Source organism: Thermococcus prieurii, from assembly GCF_054657655.1.
The window spans coordinates 262,478-282,512 of the sequence record NZ_BAAHYH010000002.1; the positions used below are offsets into that span (position 1 = coordinate 262,478).

Genomic DNA, 20,035 nt, shown 5'->3' on the forward strand with positions numbered 1-20,035 from the left:
GAAAGGTCAGCTTTTTTCATCCTTCTTCTCGTTTCTCATGGCTTCTCTCATGAGCTCCTGGTAAAGCCTCGGCTCCACATCGCTTTCGCTCAGGCCGAGGAGCTTTGCAACTTCCCAGATTTTCTTCTTCGCCTCTTCAACGTCATCTGAGATGACCTCTATGTCGAGGAAACCGCCGAGGCCTTCAACGTCGTTGAGCTCAAAGGTGACATCGCCCAGGCGGTAGACGAGTCTCCTCTTCCTCACGACGATGTCTTTCTCGAAGCCGAGGCGCTTGAGAATCTCGACGGTTGTGTCGAAGTCCGAGACCTCGACCTCGAGCTCGTCGAACTCCTCGTTCCTGCCCAAATCCTTGATTTCCTTGTATGTGAGAAAGGCCTTCCCGAGGTTTTCGAGCTTCCTCACGCGGAGGAGCTTTGGAAGGGGTAGGGAGAAATAAACGTCCTCCTGGAGCTCCTCCCTGACAAAGAGGGCCCCAAGGGACTCGATTTTTTGCTTTGCTTCCTCAAAATCAACCCTGAACTTCACCTCAATCTCCATCTCAGACCCTCACGAGGAAACCTATCAAATCCTCGCCTTTGACGAAGTCCTGTAGTGGAATCACTTCCACACGCTTCAGCGTTGGTAGAACCTTTATCGTCTCGTCTATGAACTTGTTGAGTTTATCCTCGCTCTCCTCACCGACCAGCGCGATGACGCTGTCCTTACCGCTCCTCGCGACTGCAAGAACGTTGGGGAGAATGGAGAGTGTTTTCATGATGTAGCTGATGTACTTCTCAAGGAAGTCCTCGATGATTGGCGTCTCGGCCTGAATGTAAATCAGCGCCACTGCCTTTGGACGAAGTGAATCACCTAGGATAATCGTGTACCGCTCGATTACACCTCGTTCCAGGAGCTTTTTGATTCTAAAGTGTATGGTTGATTCTGGCCTATTTAACCTCTCCGCTATCTCGGATATCGTCAGGCGAGCGTCCTCCTTGAGGAGTCTGAGTATTGCCCTATCAAGGTCATCCAACTGTACCATGGGGAATCCCCCAGCGCTGGTAAATATCATGTTTGATTTCCAGAATATCTAAGATTTTGCCGATTATAAAGTTTATTATATCATCCACAGTTTTGGGCTTTGTGTAAAATCCAGGGGATGCTGGCATAACAATTGCGCCTGCCCTGCTTGCCTTAAGCATATTCTCAATGTGAATGGAGTTAAGTGGTGTCTCCCTAATGAGGAGCACGAGCTTTCGTCTTTCCTTCAACGCAACGTCCGCGGTCCTGGTTATCAGGTTATCGGCGTAACCGTTCGCTATCGCTGAAAGAGTCTTCATCGAACAGGGGGCGACCACCATTGCGTCAAAGGGATACGAACCCGATGCCGTGGGAGCGAAGAGGTCGTCCTCTGGGTAATCCGGCTTGAGTTCAACGCCGAGCTCGTGGCGGGCAACCTTTATCCCTGTTTCCGTTGCGAGAAGAATCACCTCGTGGCCAAGTTTCCGAAGAACTTCGGAGAGCCGGGTTCCATAAACTGTTCCACTCGCGCCGGTTATTGCAACCACTACTCTCATGCCACCACCGTTCCGGTTTCCCCGCTACCTTTTTATACCTTTTTGGCCGAAAAACGTTGAGGTACCATGAAGATACCCCCAGTTCTCATTGAGAGCGCCTTTGAGATAGCGAAGAAACTCGGAGCCAAGGCAATTGTAATAATGGAGGAGATTGAGGACGAGAACGTGCCTGCAACTGACCTGCCCGTCGTTCTCGTCGGGTCCTCCTTCGACGTTGAGGACGAGAAAGTGAAGAGGGTGTCCATTCCCCAGAACCTCGACCTCAACAACGTTCTCAACCTCCTCTCCGCGTTTCTCCTGGAGCACAACATCGTAAGTGAGGGAGATTCCTTCGTTTACGTTACCGAGAACTCAATAGGAGTCAAGACTGTCAAGAAAGGAATCTCGGCCATGAAGAGCTTCTTTGCCCAGAACCAAAGCGTCCTTCAGAGGATGCTGGAGATTGCAATCGAGCTCAGCATAGAAGGCAGAGAGGGGACGCCTGTCGGGACGATATTCGTTATCGGCGACACGAGGAGGGTTCTAAAGCACTCACACCAGCTCATTCCAAACCCGTTCAAGGGCCACAAGATAAACGTCCTCGACAGGAACAGTAAAGAGATAATAAAGGAGTTCGCCCAGCTCGACGGTGCGTTCGTCATAAGGGAGGACGGACGGATAGTCTCGGCCGGGAGGTATCTCGAGGTCGAACCTAAGGTAATAGATTTGATGCTCCCGCCTGGCCTGGGAAGCAGGCACATCGCGGCCGCCGGAATAACCAAGCTGACGAAGGCAATGGCCATAAGCCTCTCGGAGAGCGGGACGATAAGGATTTTCAAGAACGGCCTCATGCTCCTCGAGTACAACCCAAGGCTCAGCTATTGAGGGTAAGGATTTTATGTGTTAACGAGTTATTCATGTCGGTGGTCATCATGAGCGACGTTTTTGAGCTGGCGAGGAGGTATCACGACGAGCTTGGGATAAAGGAGCCGAGCCTGGCCACGATGGCGGCCGAGTTCTTCGACGACCTCGGGCTCAAGATGGCCGACTTCCTCAGGAAGGAGGGCTACAACGTCGTGGGCACGAAGTTCATAGACTACGACAAGAGCCTCGTCATGGACGTGACAAAAGGGGATAAGAGCTTCGAGATAACCCTACGGAAGAGCTAACTCCCGTACTCGAAGGTTATCTCCCTCTTTTCCCCGGGCTTCAGGGTCACCGAGAACTCGACGTAGTCGGCCGTCTCGTCGAGGGGCTGAAGGCTGGCGTAGGTCACCTTACCCCACTTGTGGTGCCTGACGATGACGGTTTTCGTGTCGTTCCCGAAGTTCTGAAGGGTTATCCTGATTTTGTATTGTTTTCCATCGTCGCTCCGCTCGAGGACGGTCGTGGTGCCCCTGAGCTCGTAGTCCCTGCCGATGCCTATCCTGACGGTATCACCCTTCGGCGTGTGCCCGATTCTCGACTCGCCCATGAAGAGCTCCCCATCCCGGGTTTCCTTGAAAATCTCCACGGTTCCAGCTGGAAGGACTTTATCCGTCTTGAAGGAAATCGACTCGTAGACGGGTCTCTCACCGCTGTAGGCCCAGCTCTCGTAGAGGTACTCCCTCGTGAACGGAGCCTTCAGCTCGACGTAGGGGTAAACCATCGTGCTCCCCGCTTTGATGTCCGCAACGCCGAGGCGGTAGAGGTAGAAGGCTTCGACCTTCTCCGGCGAGCCAACCGTTACCTCGCTCGTTTCCCCGGCCTTAGCGTAGAGGGTCCTCGGCTGTGAGTAGGTGGAGTAAAAGTTGACGTCTCCAGCGACGAGGAGAACTTTGGCATCGCTGAACTCCCTGTCGGTGGGATTCTTTATGACAACGTAACCCCTGAGCTCGGCCTGGTCGCCAAGGTAGAGCCTGTACCTGCTCTCCCAGCTTATCCCGGAGACGCGGTAGGTGACGCTCACCCTGAACTTCCCGGCCTTCTCCGACCTGAGGACGGCGTAAACGCTTGACCCCCCGAGGTCCTTCGTTTTGAAGTAGGCGACCTCGTTCGGGTTTATCAGGTAGTAACCGTCTCCCTCGACCGCTATTTTTCCGTCCCGGGTTCCGAGGTATTTCCCTGCTATGACCTTCCCGTTCTTCAGGCCGACCTCGACGTCGCTTCCGACCCTGCTCTCACCGCTACCGAAGAGGCCCATGACCGAGACGCCGTCGTCTAGGGGTCTGACGCTCACCTCCGCCAGGTTCAGGCCCGAAAGCTCCTTCAGCGGGACCTCGTTTATCCCGGCCTTCAGCTCCACCTCGAAGGTTCGCTCGACGATCCCAACGCTCGCCGAGCTGTAGAGTGCAACCGTAACGTCGCTCGTCGAGGCCTTCTCACCCTGGAAGGAGAGGGCAACGAGAACAATGACAACGAGCGAAACGACCAAGGGAAAGAACCTTTTCTTCATATTGTTCACCAATTAACTTTGGCCTTTGTCCTATTTATAGCCTCGCACGGCTTCAACCGGGCTTGAACCAAAACTTTGCAAATGGAAACCCTTTTAACCTTCCCCTCTGAGTGATAAACGTCAAGCTTACGAGGTGATTGAGATGAGCCGTGTCGAAGAGGCAAGGAAGATAATCGAGAAGGCCAAGGCCGAGAACAGGCCACTCGTTGAGCCCGAGGCGAAGGAGATACTCCGCCTTTACGGCGTCCCGGTTCCGGACTTCAAGGTCGCGACCAACGAGGAAGAAGCTGTAAAGTTCGCCCGTGAAATCGGCTACCCCGTCGTCATGAAAATCGTTTCTCCGCAGATTATCCACAAGAGCGACGCCGGCGGTGTTAAGGTCAACATCAAGAACGATGAGGAAGCCAGAGAGGCCTTTAGGACCATCATGGAGAACGCCAAGAAGTACAAGCCCGACGCCGACCTCTGGGGCGTCATAATCTACAAGATGCTCCCGCTCGGCAAGGAAGTCATAGTCGGTATGATACGCGACCCGCAGTTCGGCCCGGCCATAATGTTCGGTCTCGGTGGAATCTTCGTCGAGATTCTCAAGGACGTTTCCTTCCGCGTCGCCCCGATTACCAAGGAGGAAGCCCTTGAGATGATTAAGGAAATCAAGGCCTACCCGATTCTCGCCGGAGCTCGCGGTGAGAAGCCGGTGGACATCGAGGCCCTGGCTGACATCATCGTCAAGGTCGGCGAGCTTGCCCTTGAGCTTCCCGAGATTAAGGAGCTCGATATCAACCCGATTTTCGCCTACGAGGACGGCGCCGTTGCCGTCGACGCGAGGATGCTTCTTTGAAGTTTCCTCTCTTTTTACCTTCTACCTAACTCTTTGGATAACCTCCGTGCAGCTTCGTTGTAGATTCTACAATTTCTGGAAAACTTTATAAATTCTAAAATTCATCCTACAATGGTAATTCCTTAACCAAATAGTACGTGAGGTGATACTTTGAGATTTGCAATACGGCTAACACCCGAGAGTGAACCTTTCAAGGTACCGTTTAATCATCTGCACTACCTTCAGGGATTGATATACAGGAGGGTCCAGCGTACCAATCCGGAGCTCAGCTTAAGGCTACACAACCCAAAAGTCCCCAAGTTCTTCACGTTCTCCCTCTTCATGGCCGAGAGGCGTGAGTTTGAATACGGCAAGCCCTACTTCTATGGCTACGGTAGGGGCTACTTCTACTTCTCCACTGCCGTCCCAGAGATAGCGGAGGCGTTTCTCGGAGGACTCCTCCAGGAGCCGGAGGTCACCCTTTGGGGGGAGCGCTTCACGGTCGAGAGCGTTAAATCAATAGCCGAACCAAAGAGGTTCAGCGGAAAAAAGATGATAACCCTTTCCCCCATAGCGGTGACGACACTGAGACAGGAGCTTGGGAGAGTAAAACGCTACGACCTCAACCCAACGGAGCCAGAGTTCTACGAGAATATAGTCGAGAACCTGATGGAGAAGTACACGGCCCTCTACGGGACACTCCCCGATGAGAGGGACCTCGAGTTCAAAGTTCTCCTTGCAAAGCCAAAACGCATCCAAGTCAAACCCGGAATCTTCCAGCGCGCCTGGCACTTGATATTCAGGGCGAGGGGGAGCGAGGAGCTCCTCCGGGTTGGTTACCTCGTTGGTTTCGGAGAGAAGAATTCAGTGGGCTTCGGGATGGTGAAGGTTGGGGACGGTAAAGGAAAGGCGGGGCGAGGAAAAGCGTCTCAGAGTAACGTTTTACCGGTCCGCAAAGGCGAGAGCTCCATAGCAGGATAGTGCAGGATACTCTAACTTCCACCGTAAATCTCGTTGAGGGCCTTGAGGAACTCGCTGGCGGTAACGACGTCCCTGACGTCTATGCGCTCGAACTTGGTGTGCGAGATGTCGAGGTTGCCGGGGCCGAAGACTATCGTCCTCGTTCCGTTGTACATGAAGTTTATCGCGTCCGTCCAGCTCCTCATTCCGCCGAACTCGTCGAGGCCCGTCCAGTCCATCGCCTTCTTGGCCAGCTGGACTATCTCCTCGTCGGGCTCAAGTCTGTAGCCGTCCCATATCTCGGTGTACTCGTAGCTCTTGGTGTACTCGTCGAGTATCGGGTCCATTAAATCCAGAACGTCCTCGACCTCCTGCTCCGGCAGGAGCCTCGCCTCGAGCCTTCCCTTGCACAGGGCAGGGATTAAATAGACGGGGTTCTCGCAGACGAGCTCCTGAATTCCTATGTGAGGGTCGAAGAACTCGCCCTTGGCCTTGAATGGTTCGAGCTTCTTGAGTTCCTCCAGCATCTTGTAGGTTTCCTCTATGGCGTTCACACCGCTCTCCGGGCAGGCGCCGTGAGCCTCTTTGCCGTCCACCTCGAAGTAGGCCTCGATGTTGCCTGCGTGGGCTATGTGGACCTCAAGGTCGGTCGGCTCCAGAACGACGGCCATCTTGGGCCTGTAGCGCTCCATGAAGAGCGCGCTCCCGCGACCGCCGAGTTCCTCGTCGCTGACAAAGACGATGCCGACGTTGAGGTCTTTGCCCTCTTTCCTAAGCTCCTCGAGCATGAGCAGAATCGCGGCCGCACCGCCCTTGATGTCGCTCGCTCCGGTGCCGTAGATTATGTTGCCCCTGACAAAGGGCTCTGCGCGAATCGGTATCGTATCAACGTGGACCTCGTAGAAGAGCTCCGCCTCGGGGTTCACGACGAGGTCTATTATCTCGCCGTCGCTCTCTATCTTGACGTCGTAGTCGAGCCTGTGCAGGAACTCCATGATGTGGAGCATGAGCCGGTCTTCCTGGCCCGAAGGCGAGGGTATCTTCAAAAGCTGGAGGAGTATCTCCTTCGCTCTCTCGGTCTTCATTTGGTTCACCTAATGGGCTTTGGATTGTGAGCTTATAAACCCCTCACCCGCCCCATACCAATACCTTATAAACCACCGCCCTAAACTACTCCGGGCGATGAAGAGATTCATCCCTCCTGACGGGGACTCGCTCCCCCCGAGATGAAGACGCGGTCCCCCCTCGAGCCCTTTTGGAGGTGGGAGCTTGGAGAACCTTGAAGTAATCTATCCGGACCTGTTCCCAATCGAGATTCCGCCCAACACGGTGATGCTAAAGGGCCTTAACTGGGACTCCAACGTCTACCTCTTCCGCTCCGGAAAAGAAGCTTTAATCATCGACACGGGCACGGGCAAAAACGTCGAACGCTACTTCTCCCTGTGGCTCGGCGAGGGCTACCTTGACGGCCTAAGGAAGGTCGTGATATTCAACACCCACGAGCACTTCGACCACGTCGGCGGGAACCTCGCGATGAAGGCGCTCTTCGAGAGGCTCGGCGTCGAGGTTCTCTTCGCTTCGCACAGGAAAACAGCCGGAGTCCTTGAGCGCGCCGATGGAAGGATAATCCTCGACTACGCCTACGGGAAGAGGTTTCCGGGGCATAATGTTGACATCAAGCTCAATGACGGCGACTATCTAAGGGTTGGCAAGAGAAAACTACTCCTCTTCCACACGCCGGGCCACACAGCGGGGAGCTCCTGCCTCTACCTCGACGGCGAAGTTAAGCTAATCTTCACCGGAGACACGATATTCAATGGAACCGTCGGAAGAACTGATTTGCCAACCGGGAACCGGGAGGAGCTGAAGAGAAGCATCGGGAGGCTGGCGGAGCTTGATGTTGACTTCGGCCTGCCCGGGCACGGGTGGGTGATAAAGGACTGGCGCGGGAACATAGAAACCGCGAGGAGGTTCCTATGAGGAAGGGTTCCCTGAAGGAGGTTCTGGCGAAGATTAAGCACGACCCGAGGGAAGACGAGAGGGACTATTACATTGTCATCGAGCATCGGGGAGCGTATGGAAACGAGAAGAAAATCCCCGTCGAGATGATTGAGCTTGGGCACGGCTACTTCTTCATCGGCGAGACGCAGATTCCATACCACAGGATAATCCGGGTTGTCCGGAAAGACGGGAAAGTGGTGTGGGAGAGGCGCTCAAGAGATTAGCTCAAGCTCCGACGTGAGAATCGCCCACTCCTTCTTTTCGAACGCCTCTGGAATCGCCGTCACTATGAGGTAGCCGTCGTTGATGATTGCGAGGTCCTTGACGTAGAGAACGAAGTCAAGGGTGTCCTTGAAGCCGAGCTGGCTGACGAGGTAGCCGAGGTTCTGGAGGAACACGACGCCGCGCCGTTCCCGCGACGAGCATTCCCTGAAGAAGTGGGACAGCTCGTTCCTCATATCGGGCAGGAGTTCTGGGGGAACGGCACCCTCCACGTCCGTCTTTGTAATCCAGAACACCCTGCTGGAGCCCTCTATGAACTCCCCGAACCGGTGGGGATTCTCGCGGACGAGGGCGAGGAGCTCCTTCGGCTCGTCGAGAAAGTCGAGGAGGAAGTACCTTACCTTGGTGTCGTCCGTGAGCAGGTAAGCTCCGGAGTCGAGCTCCCAGGGAGAACTGTGCCTCCGCTCAAAGGCCTCCATAAGGTCGTAGACCCGCTTTATCTCCTCGTAATGCCCCTGCTCCATCGCCGCGAGGTCGAGGGCAAGCTTCCTGACCTCCTCGTCTCGGGCAACACTCGCAAGGAGCTCGTAGGTCTGCTTTGCGAAGAGCTCGCTCTCCATACAGTAGCGCAGGGCTGAGACGTAGTCCTCGGCGCTCTCGAACTCTGGGTAGAATGGGTAGACCTCCACCGGAGGGGCGTCCACCTTCACGGGCTCCTCACCGGGGAAGAGCTTTTTGAAGAGCTCGCGAAGCATGTTCTCATGAACCTTGCTTTCCTCGCTCATTTTCCTGAAGAGGACCTTCACGCTCCTGCGCTTGGCTCTCTTTGCGAGTTCGGCGTAGTACTCAACCTCATCCCTCTCGTTGAAAATCGCGTAGCTCAGCAACTCCTTGGCTGAAAGATTTTTCAGACGATTTACGATTTCCTTCATTACCTCACTCGGGTCCCGCTCCATGACCAACGCCCAAAGTTACTTGGACACACCAGGGGAAAAGCTTTTCTGTTCCCGGCTTAACGAGGGAGCATGATTGACGCACACGCTCACTTCGAGTTCTACAAAAAGGACGCTCCGAAGGTTATCGAAGAGTGCCGGAAAGAGCTCAGGGCGGTGGTAGACTCGATAACCGAGTACCGGAAGGCCCACGTCTGGAAGAGCTGGGAACTGCTCAGGCCATACTTCGGCTTCATCTTTCCGACCCTCGGCTACCACCCGAACGAAGCGCGCAGGGGCAACTGGGAGAAGGTGAGGAAAGTCGAGGATTTCATCAGGGAGCACTCGAAAGAGATAGTCGCCATTGGGGAGATAGGCCTCGACTACCACTACGCCGAAAACAAGGCGCAGAGGGAAAACCAGCGCGAAATCTTCAGGCACTTCCTTGAGCTGGCCGTTGAGCTCGACCTTCCGGTGGTTATTCACGCGAGGGAAGCCGAGGAGGAGGCCTACGAGCTGGTTCAGAAAGCCGGCGTTAAGGCCTACTTCCACTCCTACGCCGGGAGCGTCGAGCTTGCAAAAGAGATAGCCGAGAACGACCACGTCATAGGGATAAACACAGGGATAGTCTTCATCCCGGAAGTTAAGGCGGTTGCTGAAGCCATCGATGTGGATTACCTTTTAGCCGAGACAGACAGTCCATACATGAGCCCCTTCAAGGGACAGCGCAACGTCCCGTGCAACGTTCGCGTTGCGGTCGAGTGGATAGCCAAGCTCCAGGGGCTGGAGTTTGAAGAGGTCGAGAGGGAAACCGAGAAAAAGGCCGTCGAGTTCTTTGCTCTGGAGGTGAAAGCATGAAGGTCGAAGAGGCCGAAAAGGTTCGGGCGCTTTTGAAGGAACTCGGTGAAGAGGCATTAATCGCAAGGCTGGACTCATTCATCGCTTTAAACGAGGGTCTTGAGACCAAGAAAGGCGGGGACTACATAAAGCTCTCGATTCTGAGCTTCCTGGAGGGACTCCTGATGACACTGAAGATGAAGTACCCGGGGAAAGGTGAGGTTGCGGACTTATACGAGGAAATCAGGGCCAAGCGGGCGGAGCTCGACGAGCTCTTCAGGAAGCCGGCGATGCAGAACCTTCGGTAACGACCTAAGTCCCGGCTTTTTCTTAAATCCTTGTCATCCCACCATGTTTCCAAGTTTCCAAAGCTACGCTAGTTCTGAAACTAAAGATTGAAAACAAAATCATATTTATAGAGAAAAATGGTGTTGAGGCAGTTTCCAAAGCTACGCTAGTTCTGAAACGTTCTTCGTCGCCTGGAGCTTTTGTGACTTCTCTCTTTCCTTATTCCGTTTCCAAAGCTACGCTAGTTCTGAAACTGTGTGCAATAAATTGCTGAAATACTATGGAGGTGGTGTTATGGCGAGTTGGGTGATAGTTTCCAAAGCTACGCTAGTTCTGAAACGCCCCCCGGAAATCGGGGGCATTTTGGGCGGGCTCGACCCAGCGGAGTTTCCAAAGCTACGCTAGTTCTGAAACTTATCGGTGGTTCCCTCAGCAGAGAACAAATGTTGCTCATATATAAGGTTTCCAAAGCTACGCTAGTTCTGAAACAAGGTGAAAATTGAGCTTTTTTTGTCACCCATACTTCTTTTTAAAGTGTTTCCAAAGCTACGCTAGTTCTGAAACTCAACCATACGCTTCTCAACCGACGCAGAGAAGTTTGAGTTTCCAAAGCTACGCTAGTTCTGAAACGGTCCGATTTTTTCGTCCTTTGGACATTAAAGGAGAAAGTGAAACTGGTATATAAGTTTTGCGCCTTTGAATGCTTTGGATTTAGAGAGATTAGAGGCCGTTTTTTAGACCATTAAGTATTGTAAAAATGCAATCTGGGAAATCTACTGAAGGGAACAGGGTGAGTAAGGAACAGCACCCGTAGAATTTGCAATTTTGGTTTTATCAAAGCGTGTTTCACGGAACGTCCATAGGTCAGCTGTTTTCGTCCCACCGCACCCCTCGGAAACAGCGCAAGAATCCGAGAAAAGGTGTCATCTTTCTTCGTTTGTTTGAACTTTGAAAACCAGCGCATCTCGGTTTTTTTATTTAGAATCCTTTGGAACTACCTTATATTGGGATAAAACGGAAGACAAAGCCTATTTTGTCAGAATTGTACATGCTAATACCTCCACATAACGTAAAATATGAACAGGCATTTTCAGACCACCTTCTGCAGTTTAAAACGCTCAGACAAGAAATTATTGAACAGCAAGTGTTATTGTGTCTCCATTCTAGCTAAAAAATCTTGTAAGGAGGTAGTTGATAATGAATACATTTGGAAAAACAAAAATTTATGTCCAATTCTTGGCTGAAATCCCAACGCAAAACCCCAATTCATTAAAAGCACTTGGCTCATCGACGCAATGCCAGAAAGAAGGAATCGACCAAAAATTATATGTGCATCATTACTCAAGTTTGTCCAAGTAAAACCCCGGGAACAGCTCAACCTCTTGAACGTAGCTCCTCCTCAATTTTAAGGCCGTGTAGGCCCTCTCCAGCTCCCGGCCGAGGTAGAAGGCGTGCCTCGGGCTTATTTCAAAGCGCTCAAGAATCGTGTCGATTATCGCGTTCGGCTCGTCGCCGACGATTGTAAGAACCGCTTCTGTTCCTCTATGGGCATTCACCCAGATTCTTCCGTTTTCAATCCAAATCCTGAAGTAAACCGGCTCAAGCTGGACCGGCTTTTCTTCAGCCTCGATTATTTCTTCCGCCGGCTCGAAGCGCCACTCCCTGGTTCTCTTCTCCTTCAGAATGAGCAGGTCGAAGCCGAGGTCCTTTGGAGTTTCGAAGAGGTTCATGTCCACAGCCCTTCTCAGCTCCCTAACGGAGCCTTTAGCCTTTGCGCTCGTCTCCGTCGTGAGGAAAAGACCTATCGAAAGCTCCTTCGCGATTCCGGCCAGTAGGGCGTTCATTCCCACGCTGTCGGCGTCGTAGAGCTCAACCACGTTGCCGACTCCAGCTAAGAGAACGTCGTCCGGGTTCCTCTCGCGATAGAGCTGGAAGGCCGTAATTGAGCGCGCCAGGTGGGGAACCTGCTCGAGGATTAAATCAGGGATTAGGGTTTTGTAGTCCAAATCGAGCGCCCTCTCTTTGAGCCTCTCGAGAAATTCGACCCTCTCTGAGGGCCTGGCGGGGAAGAAGCCCTTCCTCTGGTTCGTCGGAATTAGAACGACCGGCTTATCGGTGACGAGTTCCTCAAGGTTACCCTCGTCGACGCTCAGGAAGAGGTCTGCGTAGCTCAAAGCTTTCTCGATTTCAGCGGTGTTGAGAGAATCGAAGCTAATCGGAACGTCGAAACCCCTCTCTTTGAGCCTCTCGCGGATTTCTGGGAGGGACTCAATGAAATCGAGGTTCGTCTCTCCAGCAACCATTCCAATGTCGATTATATCCGCCCCCTCACGGAGGTAGTAGAGGGCCTTCTCAACCGTCCCATCTACGCCGAGTCTCGAGGCGTCAACGACCTCGCCGAGAATCCTCGTCGGGAAGTCCCTTCCAACCGGTAGATTGCCGATGAGGACGTTCCAGGGCTTCTTAATGGCGTTCTCGATGTAGCGCATGTCCTTTGCTTTGTTCCTGATGTCCTCGACTTTCTTCAACCCGTCGAGGGAGAAGAGCTCGTCCGCCGGCTTCTCCTTGCTCAGCCTGAAGCCCTTCTCCAATGCCCTCAGCACCGCAGGCAAATCCCTCGCGTTCCTTGGCCCCTTGAACGTTGGGATTCCTATTTCGTCCTCGATGGGCTGGGCTGAACCCCTGACGAGACCGGGAATCAGAATTAAGTCGTAGTCCTCGCTCCTCACGCCGGCCCTCTTCAGGTAGCGGACTATCAGCTCGGGAGTTAAGAAGGCCGCGACGCTGACCGGCGTGACGAGGACGTCGCAGCCTTTCCCGTACTTCCTCACGAGCGGTTCGGCGAGTTTTCCCGTGACGAGGAGGATTCTCATGGTTGGAACTTCCGCTTTAACCTTAAAAGCCCTCGGCCGGTAGGTGGTTCATCACCGCTCAGCCGGGAGTAGCTCGTCATCGGGCGTGGTGGATTGGGGGAGCCAATAAAAACCCTTTCGGCATCGAAAGGTTTTTGTCCTCGCCGGAAAATCAACTCAAGGTGGTAATATGGAAGGGCGCGACGCTTCGGTTGGAATAGTGTTCGGTGAATCGAGCACGGATCACTTCACGTTCATAGTCAACCCCAAGAACGAGCTCCCGCGCTTCGGCGAGTTCCTCGTCGTCAAAAACCGCGAGGGAGACGAAGTTTTGGCTCTCCTCAAGTCCATCAGAAACCTTAACTGGCTTATGGAAGCCGGAAGGGGAAGCTACGACTACGTTGAAAAGACGGTCAACGTTTTCTCGCGCGGAATCCTCGACAAGAGCGAGGAGATACTGGCTACCGCCAAGGTTCTCGGCGTTCTCAGAACGAAGGACGGCGAGTTTCTGGTGAAACCGGCACCGAACCGCGTTCCCATAAAGCCCGGCGAGAGGGTTTATCTGGCCAGAGACGAGGATTTGGAAAGAATCTTCGCCAACGGCCACCTCAGGATTGGAAAGCTCATCGCGAGGGGCAACATAGAGGTCCGCCTCGACGCCAACAGGCTCGTTTCGAGGCACTTCGCGGTTCTGGCCGTTACCGGAGCCGGTAAATCCAATACCATAGCGGTTCTCACCAAGGAGCTTGTGGACAACGTGAACGCCACCGTCGTAATCCTCGACCCCCACGGCGAGTACCAGCGGTTGAGCTGGCCCGGGGCGCGTGTTAATCCAATCAAAGCCACGATAGACCCCGGGAGAATAAGGCTGAGCGAGCTGGCAACGCTTTTGGGAATAGCGGAAAACGCGAGCCTCCAGAGGCGCTTCCTCGGGCTCGTTTACAGAACCGTCAAGGAGGAGATGAGACGGGACGGAAAGGTCGTCGGTGGTCTGCCCTTCCTCGAGGCGATGGAGGACAAGATAGAGGAGTGGATTAGGGTTTACGAGAACACCGACGACAAGGTAATCTACTACTACAACGAGAAGGGCATTGAAACGCCGAGGAAGATTCAGGCGAGGGATTTGGACTCCCTGATAAGGCTGAAGGACTACATAGGCGAGCTGAAGGCCAACTTCGGCGAGTTCATAAGTCCGGTAGATGTGCTCGGCGAGATAAGGCCCGGCATGGTGAACGTCATAGACCTCAGCGGAATGGAAGAGGAGCAGATGATAACGCTCGCGAGCTTCGTTCTGAGGGGCATACTCAAGAACCGCATCGAGTACATCAAAGCCGTCAGAACCAACGACAGGCTCACCGCGAGGGAGATACTGGAAGCTTACCCGGCCGTGAAAAAGCCAATCCTCGTCATAGTTGAGGAGGCACACATATTCGCGCCGAGGGGCGAGAAGAATCCCGCAACCCTGTGGCTCGGCAAGATAGCGCGAGAGGGCAGGAAGTTCGGCGTCGGCCTTGGAATAGTGTCACAGAGGCCGAAGAAGCTGGACGACGACATACTCAGCCAGACCAACACCAAGATAATCCTCAAGCTGGTTGAGCCCAACGACCAGCGCTACGTCCAGCAGGCGAGCGAGCAGATAAGCGAGGACTTGCTGAGCGATATAGCCTCCCTGGGCGTCGGTGAAGCGGTTATAGTCGGCTACGCCATCACGATTCCGGCGATGGTGAAAATCTATAACTTCGAGAAGGACTTCAACGGCCACTATGGAGGAAGGGACATAGACATCGTCGAGGAGTGGCTCGAGGGGAAGGAGGAAGAGGTTAGCGAGGAAGAGGCCATAAGCGCCCTCCCGCTGTGAGGTGTTAAGATGAGGTTCGCGCACATAGCCGATGCCCATCTCGGCAGGGAGCAGTTCAACCAGCCCTTCCGCTACGAGGACTACGTTAGGGCCTTCCGCGAGGCAGTTGAGAAGGCCGTTAAGGCCAGAGTAGACTTCATACTCATCGCCGGAGACCTCTTCCACGTGAGCAGGCCGTCGCCGAAGGCCCTGCGCGATGCGGTTGAAATACTCGAAATCCCGAGGAAGAAGGAAATCCCGGTCTTCGCCATCGAGGGCAACCACGACAAGACGATTAGGGAAGCCTCAGTCTTTGACCTGCTCGAGCACCTCGGCCTTCTAAGGACCCTTGGCCTCAGGAGGGGAGAAAAGAAAGACGAGTTCCTGCGGAGCAAAAAGATAGCGGACCGCTACCTCGTCTGGGCCGAGGTTAATGGCTTTAAAATCTACGGCCTAAGGCATCACACGCGCTGGCAACTCATAAGGGGCAACACCAACGTCCTGAAGGCCCTCTTCAAGAAGGGGGACATCTTGATGCTTCACCAGGCCGTTGACTACCTCGCGAAGGACACCCCCTATCAGGACGCCTTCGACCTAAAGCTGAGCGAACTCCCCGAGAATTTCTCCTACTACGCCCTTGGACACATACACGTGAGGAAGGTTGCGGAGCCGGAGCAGACCGGCTTGAACGGGCCAATCGTTTACCCAGGTTCGCTCGAGAGGACGGACGTGAGGGAGGCGAGCCATCTGATAATCTACGGCGAGAAGGACAGAAAGCCGAAGGTCAGGGAGAACAACCAGCCGAAGGGCTTCTACATCGTCGAGGACTTCAAGCCGGAGTTCGTTGAGGTCGAGACGAGGCCCTTCTACCGCGTTACAATTTCCGGAAACTCAAAGGCCGAGCTCAGGCGGAAGGTCGAGGAGGTGGCGGGACTGATTCCGAAAGAGGCCGTGGCAATCATCTACCTCGAGGGAACTGTGAAGGGTGGCGTTAGTTTGGCGGAGTTCAACGACCTGCTGAAGGATTTGGGCATAGCCTACTACGCCTTCAGGAGCAGGGTCACGGGCGAGGCGATAATCTCGAAGGAGCGTGTGGGCGAGGAGATACTGACCGAGTGGGAGAGGGAGCTCTTCCTCCACATGAGGAGCGAACCGAAGGAGTTCCCGCTCGACGAGTTCATGGACTGGCTCCTTGAAAAGTATCGCCTCGGCGTTCCGGCGGAGATGAGCGCAAGGGCCCGCAAACCAGCGGAAGAGCCGAGGAAACCGGAAAACGTTGAAAAGAAACCGCCGAAAGAGGAAAAGCACGTGAAGGCAACTCCGAAGAGGGAGAAACAGGAAAAGCCAAAACCCGAGAAGAAGACCGGAAAGAAACCGAAGCCGGCAAAGCCGTCGAGCCTCGACGCGTGGCTCAGGGGTGGTAAGCTATGAGGGTCAGGAAAATCGAGATTCGGAACTTCAGGGCCCACAGGAAAAGCGTTGTCGAGTTCAGCGACGGAATAAACCTGATAATCGGCCAGAACGGGGTCGGAAAGAGCTCAATCCTTGAGGCCATCTTCGCCTCGCTTTACCTCGGACACCCAAGCTTCCCGAAGGGTTACCTGAAGGCCAACGCCCGCGTCGGAACAGGGGAGCTTTCCCTGAGCCTGGAGTTCGAGCACAACGGCAAAACCTACCGCATAACCAGAACCACGAAGAAGAGCGAGCTCCTCGAGAACGGAAGGCTCATAGCGGAGAAGAGCTCCGATATAGCGCGCTGGATTGAGCGAAACGTTTACCCCCTGCAGGTCTACACGAACGCGCTCTACATCAGGCAGGGCGAGATTGAGGGCATAATCACCAACCGCGAGGTCATGGAGAAGGTTCTGCGCAAGGTTCTCGGCATAGAGGACTACGAGAACGCCGAGAGGAACTCGGCCGATGTAATCCGCGAGCTGAAGAGGAGGAAGGAGAACCTCAAGAGACTCATCGAGAGGAAAGCCGAAATCGAGGAGAACCTCCGCGAGGCCGAGAAGAGGTTCGCCGAGACGCTGAGAAAGATTAGCGAGCTGAGGAAGAGGGAAAGGGAGCTTTCGGCTGAGGTGGAGAAGCTTTCCAAGCTCTACCGCGAGATGAAAGAAAGGAAAGAGCTGATAGCCGGCCTCGAGAAGAGGATAGCGCTCCTCGAAAAATCTCTAGCGAGCGAGGAGAAACTTTTGAAAGAGCGGGAGAAGAGGATTGAGGAGCTGAAGCTCGAGCTCGAGGAGCTGGAGGAGAAGAAGGCGAGACTCGAGGAGCTGAGGCCTCTCGCAGAGGAGTATACCGAGCTCGGTAAACTGCTGAAGCTGAAGGACGAGCTCTCGAAGGTTGAGGTCCGGCTCTCCTCGCTGAGGGAAAAGCTCCGCTCACTCGAGAGGGAAACCGCAAAGCGTGCTGAGCTGGAAAGGAAACTTGAGGAACTGAAGAAGAAAGAGGCCGAGACGAGGAGGGAATACGAGAGGCTTAAGGAGAGGCACAGGCTCTATCAGCGCGCCCTCTCAATCCTCGGCGAGGCCGAGAAGCACAGGAAGGAACTCGAGAGGGCCGGCTACACCGTCGAGAAGCTTGAGAGGGAACTCAAAAAAGTCGAGAAAGCCAGGGAAGAACTCGAAAAACTGAGCGAGGAGATTTCAAAGGTCAGGGAGAAAATAGCCTCGCTGAAGGGGAAAAAGGCGGAGCTCAGGGCCAACATGGAGAGGCTGGAAGGGGCCAAAATCTGCCCCCTCTGTAGGAGACCCATAGACGAGCACGAGGAAGGCGAAATTCTGGCCGAATACAGGGCAGAGATATCTAAAATCGAGGAGGAAATCAAGGCCCTTGAGAAGGAACTCGAAGGGCTGAGAAAGCGCGAACTCGAGCTCAGGAAGCTCCTCGCGAAGGAAACAAAGCTGATTCGCCTCAAGAAGACGGCCGATTTGCTCAGAGAAGCTGAGAAAAAGCTTGAGGAGCTCGGTGTTGAGGAGCTCGAAAAGGACTCCCAACTCTTCGAGGAAACGAAGGAGAAGCTCATCGGCCTCAAGAAGGAAATCCGGGGTGTGAGGGAGAGGCTTGAGGAGCTCGAGGGCATTGAGAAGGAAACGGAAGAAGTAAAGAATGAACTCCAGGCCCTCGAGGAGAAAAAGGCCGGCATTCTGAAGAGGCTCTCCGAGAGGGGGTTTAAGTCCTTCGAGGAAGTGGAAGACAAAATTAAGGAGCTCGAGAAGCCCTACCGGGAGTTCCTCTCGCTGAAGGACGTCCCGAGGAGGATTGAAGCCCTCAAGAAGAAGCTTGACATCGAGCGGAGGAAGGAGCAGGAGTCGAGGGAGAACATGAAGCGCCTGAAGGCCGAGCTTGAAAAAGTGAGAAAAGAGCTGGAGGAAGCCAGAAAGGACTTCTCGGAGGAGGATTTTGAGAGGGCCGAGAGGGAATACCTTGAGAAGTCGAGAGCCCTTGAGAGGGCGAGGGCCGAGCGGGAGGGGGCGGAAAGCCTGAGGGACGAGATAGCTCGCCTAATAGACGATCTGAAGGCAAACCTCGGGGAGATTGAAAGGGCCGAGAGGGAGCTCGAGCTCGTCGAGAAGGCCCTCGCGGACATAACGGCCTTCAGGGGGAAGGTAGCCCGGCTGAAAGCGGAGGAGGAGCTCAGGGGCCTTGAAGAGGTGCAGAAGCTGGCCGGAGAGCTGTTCTCGGAGATGACCGAGGGCAAGTATCAGGGGATAAGACTGAGGCGCGAGAAACGCTATGGGAAGGAGAGGATTGAGCTCAAGGTTTTATACGCGGGCAACGAGGTGGGAATAGACTTCCTCAGCGGTGGGGAGAGGATAGCGCTCGGTCTGGCCTTTAGGCTGGCCCTCTCGCTCTACAAGGTGGGCAACCTTGAACTGCTCATATTGGACGAGCCGACGCCCTTCCTGGACGAGGAGAGGAGGAAGAAGCTCGTGGAGATTATATCGAGCCAGCTGAGGAAGATACCGCAGGTAATCATCGTCTCGCACGACGAGGAGCTGAAGGACGCGGCCGACTACGTGATAAGGGTTACCAACGCCGGTGAAGCGAGGGTGGAGGTGGAGAGCCTTGGAGCGTATTGACGACCGGCACCTCGAGGAAATCAGGCACTTCCTCAGGGAGAGCAGGAAAGAGCTCGGAAAGCTCGTTCCCCTCGTGAGGAAGCACTACCGCTGGGAGAGCTTACCCGAGCCGAAAAAAGCTAAGGTTTACGCCGTTGACGGTAGTAGGATGGCCAAGAGGCTCAGCGGGGCGATAATCTACGCCGTTTCAGCTTCGGCTGTCGGCGACGACCTCTACTACTGGAACGACATCGGGGCGCTCTTCCCCTACAGCAACGCCGACGATAGAATAAGGGTTCACATGGATACCCTGGAGAAGAGAATGGGCGCCCTCGTTGGGGAAATGTCGGACCTCGTGCTCATGGACGGCACGATAAGCGGGGCCCTCATAAGACCGCCGAGCTACGCGAACTCAACCACGAACCAGCTCTATGAGAGGCACGGGAGGACGCTTCTGGAGGCCTCGCTGGACTTCCTCGATGCCCTAAACATTAAGTGGAAGGAGTGGAAACGGGAGCTCAAGAAGGGCGTCATCTCTGGCCCATCTCTGCTCGCCCGCGGGAGGGAGGGAAAGTCAATCTTCAAGATACTGGAGGAGAAGGGTTCGAGGAGCATTCGCGGAAAAATATGGTGGGTTGTGGATGCCGAAAACCTGATAGTCCTCTTTGAGTATCTCGAGTACCTCCACGCCCTCGACAGGCTTTTGGGAAACGAGATAGCCTCAATAGCGAAGACCTTCTACCGCTCCGACGTCATAGGGACGGTAGCCGAGAGGGAGAAACTGAAGAAGGTCCCGATAATGGTGGACACGCCGGTCGTTGCTTCGCTGACCGATAGGAGCGGTTACCTGCGCTTCTCGTCGAAGGTCGGCAAGAAAGAGGCTCTCGCTCAACTAATCCTCGACCTCATGGAGCACGGCTTTTTCGAGAACCTTCGCGAGATTCTCGTCCTCGACGGAAGGAAGATAGAGGGCGCGAGAATATGGCCGGCATACGTCCGCTTCGCCGATGGCGGGCTGATTTACCTCCTCGAAGTTCCGGAGAAGCAGGACTTTGAGGAAACGCTGGCAAAAATCCTCTCTGTAGCAGAAGACGAATACGTGATTCCGCTCGAGTACGCGCACCACTCGGTTGTAATCAAGAAGAGGGAGTTCGACGCCTACGTTGACGCAATCCTGAGTGCGATAGTTGGCGAGGACGAGGCTTACCTGAACTTCCTGCGCTATGGAAGGGAACCTCTGGAGTGATGGA

General features: G+C 54.4%; 19 protein-coding genes and 1 CRISPR repeat array. Of the genes, 12 read left to right on the top strand and 7 right to left on the bottom strand.

Annotation, left to right across the window (positions count from 1 at the left end):
- Positions 1–6: 6 nt before the first annotated feature.
- From cyaB to ACYQ04_RS04645, 3 genes are read right to left on the bottom strand one after another with little or no spacing between them, the layout of a single operon-like run.
- Positions 7–540, bottom strand: a complete 534-nt coding sequence (gene cyaB, locus ACYQ04_RS04635) for a class IV adenylate cyclase (RefSeq protein WP_460127712.1) — start codon at positions 538–540, stop codon at positions 7–9.
- A 1-nt stretch (position 541) separates the two neighbouring features.
- Positions 542–1,024: an Lrp/AsnC family transcriptional regulator gene (locus tag ACYQ04_RS04640; protein WP_099210840.1), complete on the bottom strand. Its 483-nt coding sequence runs from the start codon at positions 1,022–1,024 to the stop codon at positions 542–544.
- Positions 1,008–1,559, bottom strand: a complete 552-nt coding sequence (locus ACYQ04_RS04645) for a UbiX family flavin prenyltransferase (RefSeq protein ID WP_460127714.1) — start codon at positions 1,557–1,559, stop codon at positions 1,008–1,010. Before ACYQ04_RS04645 ends, ACYQ04_RS04640 begins: the two co-directional genes overlap by 17 nt.
- Positions 1,560–1,625: 66 nt before the next feature.
- Between ACYQ04_RS04645 and ACYQ04_RS04650 the strand changes: the two genes are divergently transcribed.
- Positions 1,626–2,423 (top strand): DNA integrity scanning protein DisA nucleotide-binding domain protein, encoded by a 798-nt coding sequence (locus tag ACYQ04_RS04650; RefSeq protein WP_460127716.1) that lies wholly within the window; start codon positions 1,626–1,628, stop codon positions 2,421–2,423.
- Positions 2,424–2,470: 47 nt separating this feature from the next.
- The gene (locus ACYQ04_RS04655; protein WP_460129870.1) at positions 2,471–2,707 is read left to right on the top strand and encodes a hypothetical protein; all 237 of its coding nucleotides are present in this window, start codon (positions 2,471–2,473) and stop codon (positions 2,705–2,707) included.
- Here the strand turns inward: ACYQ04_RS04655 and ACYQ04_RS04660 are convergent.
- The gene (locus ACYQ04_RS04660; protein WP_460129872.1) at positions 2,704–3,972 is read right to left on the bottom strand and encodes a DUF4139 domain-containing protein; all 1,269 of its coding nucleotides are present in this window, start codon (positions 3,970–3,972) and stop codon (positions 2,704–2,706) included. The two genes, ACYQ04_RS04655 and ACYQ04_RS04660, sit on opposite strands and share 4 nt — an antisense overlap.
- A gap of 142 nt (positions 3,973–4,114) precedes the next feature.
- On the opposite strand from ACYQ04_RS04660, the gene ACYQ04_RS04665 reads away from it, so the two are divergent.
- Positions 4,115–4,813 carry an acetate--CoA ligase family protein gene (locus tag ACYQ04_RS04665; protein WP_042689023.1) on the top strand — a complete coding sequence of 233 codons (699 nt, stop codon included), beginning with the start codon at positions 4,115–4,117 and terminating at the stop codon, positions 4,811–4,813.
- 150 nt (positions 4,814–4,963) lie between these two features.
- A complete protein-coding gene (cas6, locus tag ACYQ04_RS04670; RefSeq protein ID WP_460127718.1) occupies positions 4,964–5,773 on the top strand; it encodes a CRISPR-associated endoribonuclease Cas6 in 810 nt (269 codons plus the stop codon).
- 11 nt (positions 5,774–5,784) lie between these two features.
- On the opposite strand, the gene ACYQ04_RS04675 is transcribed toward cas6, so the two are convergent.
- Entirely contained in the window at positions 5,785–6,837 is a 1,053-nt protein-coding gene (locus tag ACYQ04_RS04675) for a M20/M25/M40 family metallo-hydrolase (RefSeq protein ID WP_460127720.1), read from the bottom strand.
- Between the two features lie 247 nt (positions 6,838–7,084).
- On the opposite strand from ACYQ04_RS04675, the gene ACYQ04_RS04680 reads away from it, so the two are divergent.
- Both ACYQ04_RS04680 and ACYQ04_RS04685 read left to right on the top strand, forming a co-directional pair.
- Positions 7,085–7,732, top strand: a complete 648-nt coding sequence (locus tag ACYQ04_RS04680) for an MBL fold metallo-hydrolase (protein WP_460129874.1) — start codon at positions 7,085–7,087, stop codon at positions 7,730–7,732.
- Entirely contained in the window at positions 7,729–7,977 is a 249-nt protein-coding gene (locus ACYQ04_RS04685; protein ID WP_297516532.1) for a DUF504 domain-containing protein, read from the top strand. Before ACYQ04_RS04680 ends, ACYQ04_RS04685 begins: the two co-directional genes overlap by 4 nt.
- Here the strand turns inward: ACYQ04_RS04685 and ACYQ04_RS04690 are convergent.
- Positions 7,966–8,931, bottom strand: coding sequence for a DUF835 domain-containing protein (locus tag ACYQ04_RS04690; protein ID WP_460129876.1), 966 nt, complete (start codon positions 8,929–8,931; stop codon positions 7,966–7,968). The genes ACYQ04_RS04685 and ACYQ04_RS04690 overlap by 12 nt on opposite strands.
- 69 nt (positions 8,932–9,000) lie before the next feature.
- Between ACYQ04_RS04690 and ACYQ04_RS04695 the strand changes: the two genes are divergently transcribed.
- Together ACYQ04_RS04695 and ACYQ04_RS04700 are read left to right on the top strand one after the other, a co-directional pair.
- Positions 9,001–9,765: a YchF/TatD family DNA exonuclease gene (locus ACYQ04_RS04695; protein ID WP_460127721.1), complete on the top strand. Its 765-nt coding sequence runs from the start codon at positions 9,001–9,003 to the stop codon at positions 9,763–9,765.
- Entirely contained in the window at positions 9,762–10,052 is a 291-nt protein-coding gene (locus ACYQ04_RS04700) for a DUF3216 domain-containing protein (protein ID WP_460127723.1), read from the top strand. The genes ACYQ04_RS04695 and ACYQ04_RS04700 overlap by 4 nt, the downstream gene beginning before the upstream one ends.
- 53 nt (positions 10,053–10,105) lie before the next feature.
- Positions 10,106–10,662: direct repeats of the CRISPR family, unit length 28 nt; unit sequence GTTTCCAAAGCTACGCTAGTTCTGAAAC.
- A 707-nt stretch (positions 10,663–11,369) separates the two neighbouring features.
- Here the strand turns inward: ACYQ04_RS04700 and ACYQ04_RS04705 are convergent.
- Complete coding sequence (locus tag ACYQ04_RS04705; protein ID WP_460127726.1) at positions 11,370–12,905, bottom strand: dihydropteroate synthase-like protein; 1,536 nt, start codon at positions 12,903–12,905, stop codon at positions 11,370–11,372.
- Between the two features lie 169 nt (positions 12,906–13,074).
- On the opposite strand from ACYQ04_RS04705, the gene ACYQ04_RS04710 reads away from it, so the two are divergent.
- Genes ACYQ04_RS04710 through ACYQ04_RS04725 form a run of 4 tightly spaced genes read left to right on the top strand, consistent with a single transcriptional unit; the run spans position 13,075 to position 20,031 of the window.
- Entirely contained in the window at positions 13,075–14,742 is a 1,668-nt protein-coding gene (locus ACYQ04_RS04710; protein ID WP_460127729.1) for a helicase HerA-like domain-containing protein, read from the top strand.
- A gap of 9 nt (positions 14,743–14,751) precedes the next feature.
- Positions 14,752–16,152, top strand: coding sequence for a metallophosphoesterase family protein (locus ACYQ04_RS04715; RefSeq protein WP_460127731.1), 1,401 nt, complete (start codon positions 14,752–14,754; stop codon positions 16,150–16,152).
- A complete protein-coding gene (rad50, locus tag ACYQ04_RS04720; RefSeq protein ID WP_460127733.1) occupies positions 16,149–18,806 on the top strand; it encodes a DNA double-strand break repair ATPase Rad50 in 2,658 nt (885 codons plus the stop codon). Before ACYQ04_RS04715 ends, rad50 begins: the two co-directional genes overlap by 4 nt.
- Positions 18,793–20,031: a DNA double-strand break repair nuclease NurA gene (locus ACYQ04_RS04725; RefSeq protein WP_460127735.1), complete on the top strand. Its 1,239-nt coding sequence runs from the start codon at positions 18,793–18,795 to the stop codon at positions 20,029–20,031. Before rad50 ends, ACYQ04_RS04725 begins: the two co-directional genes overlap by 14 nt.
- Positions 20,032–20,035: the final 4 nt, after the last annotated feature.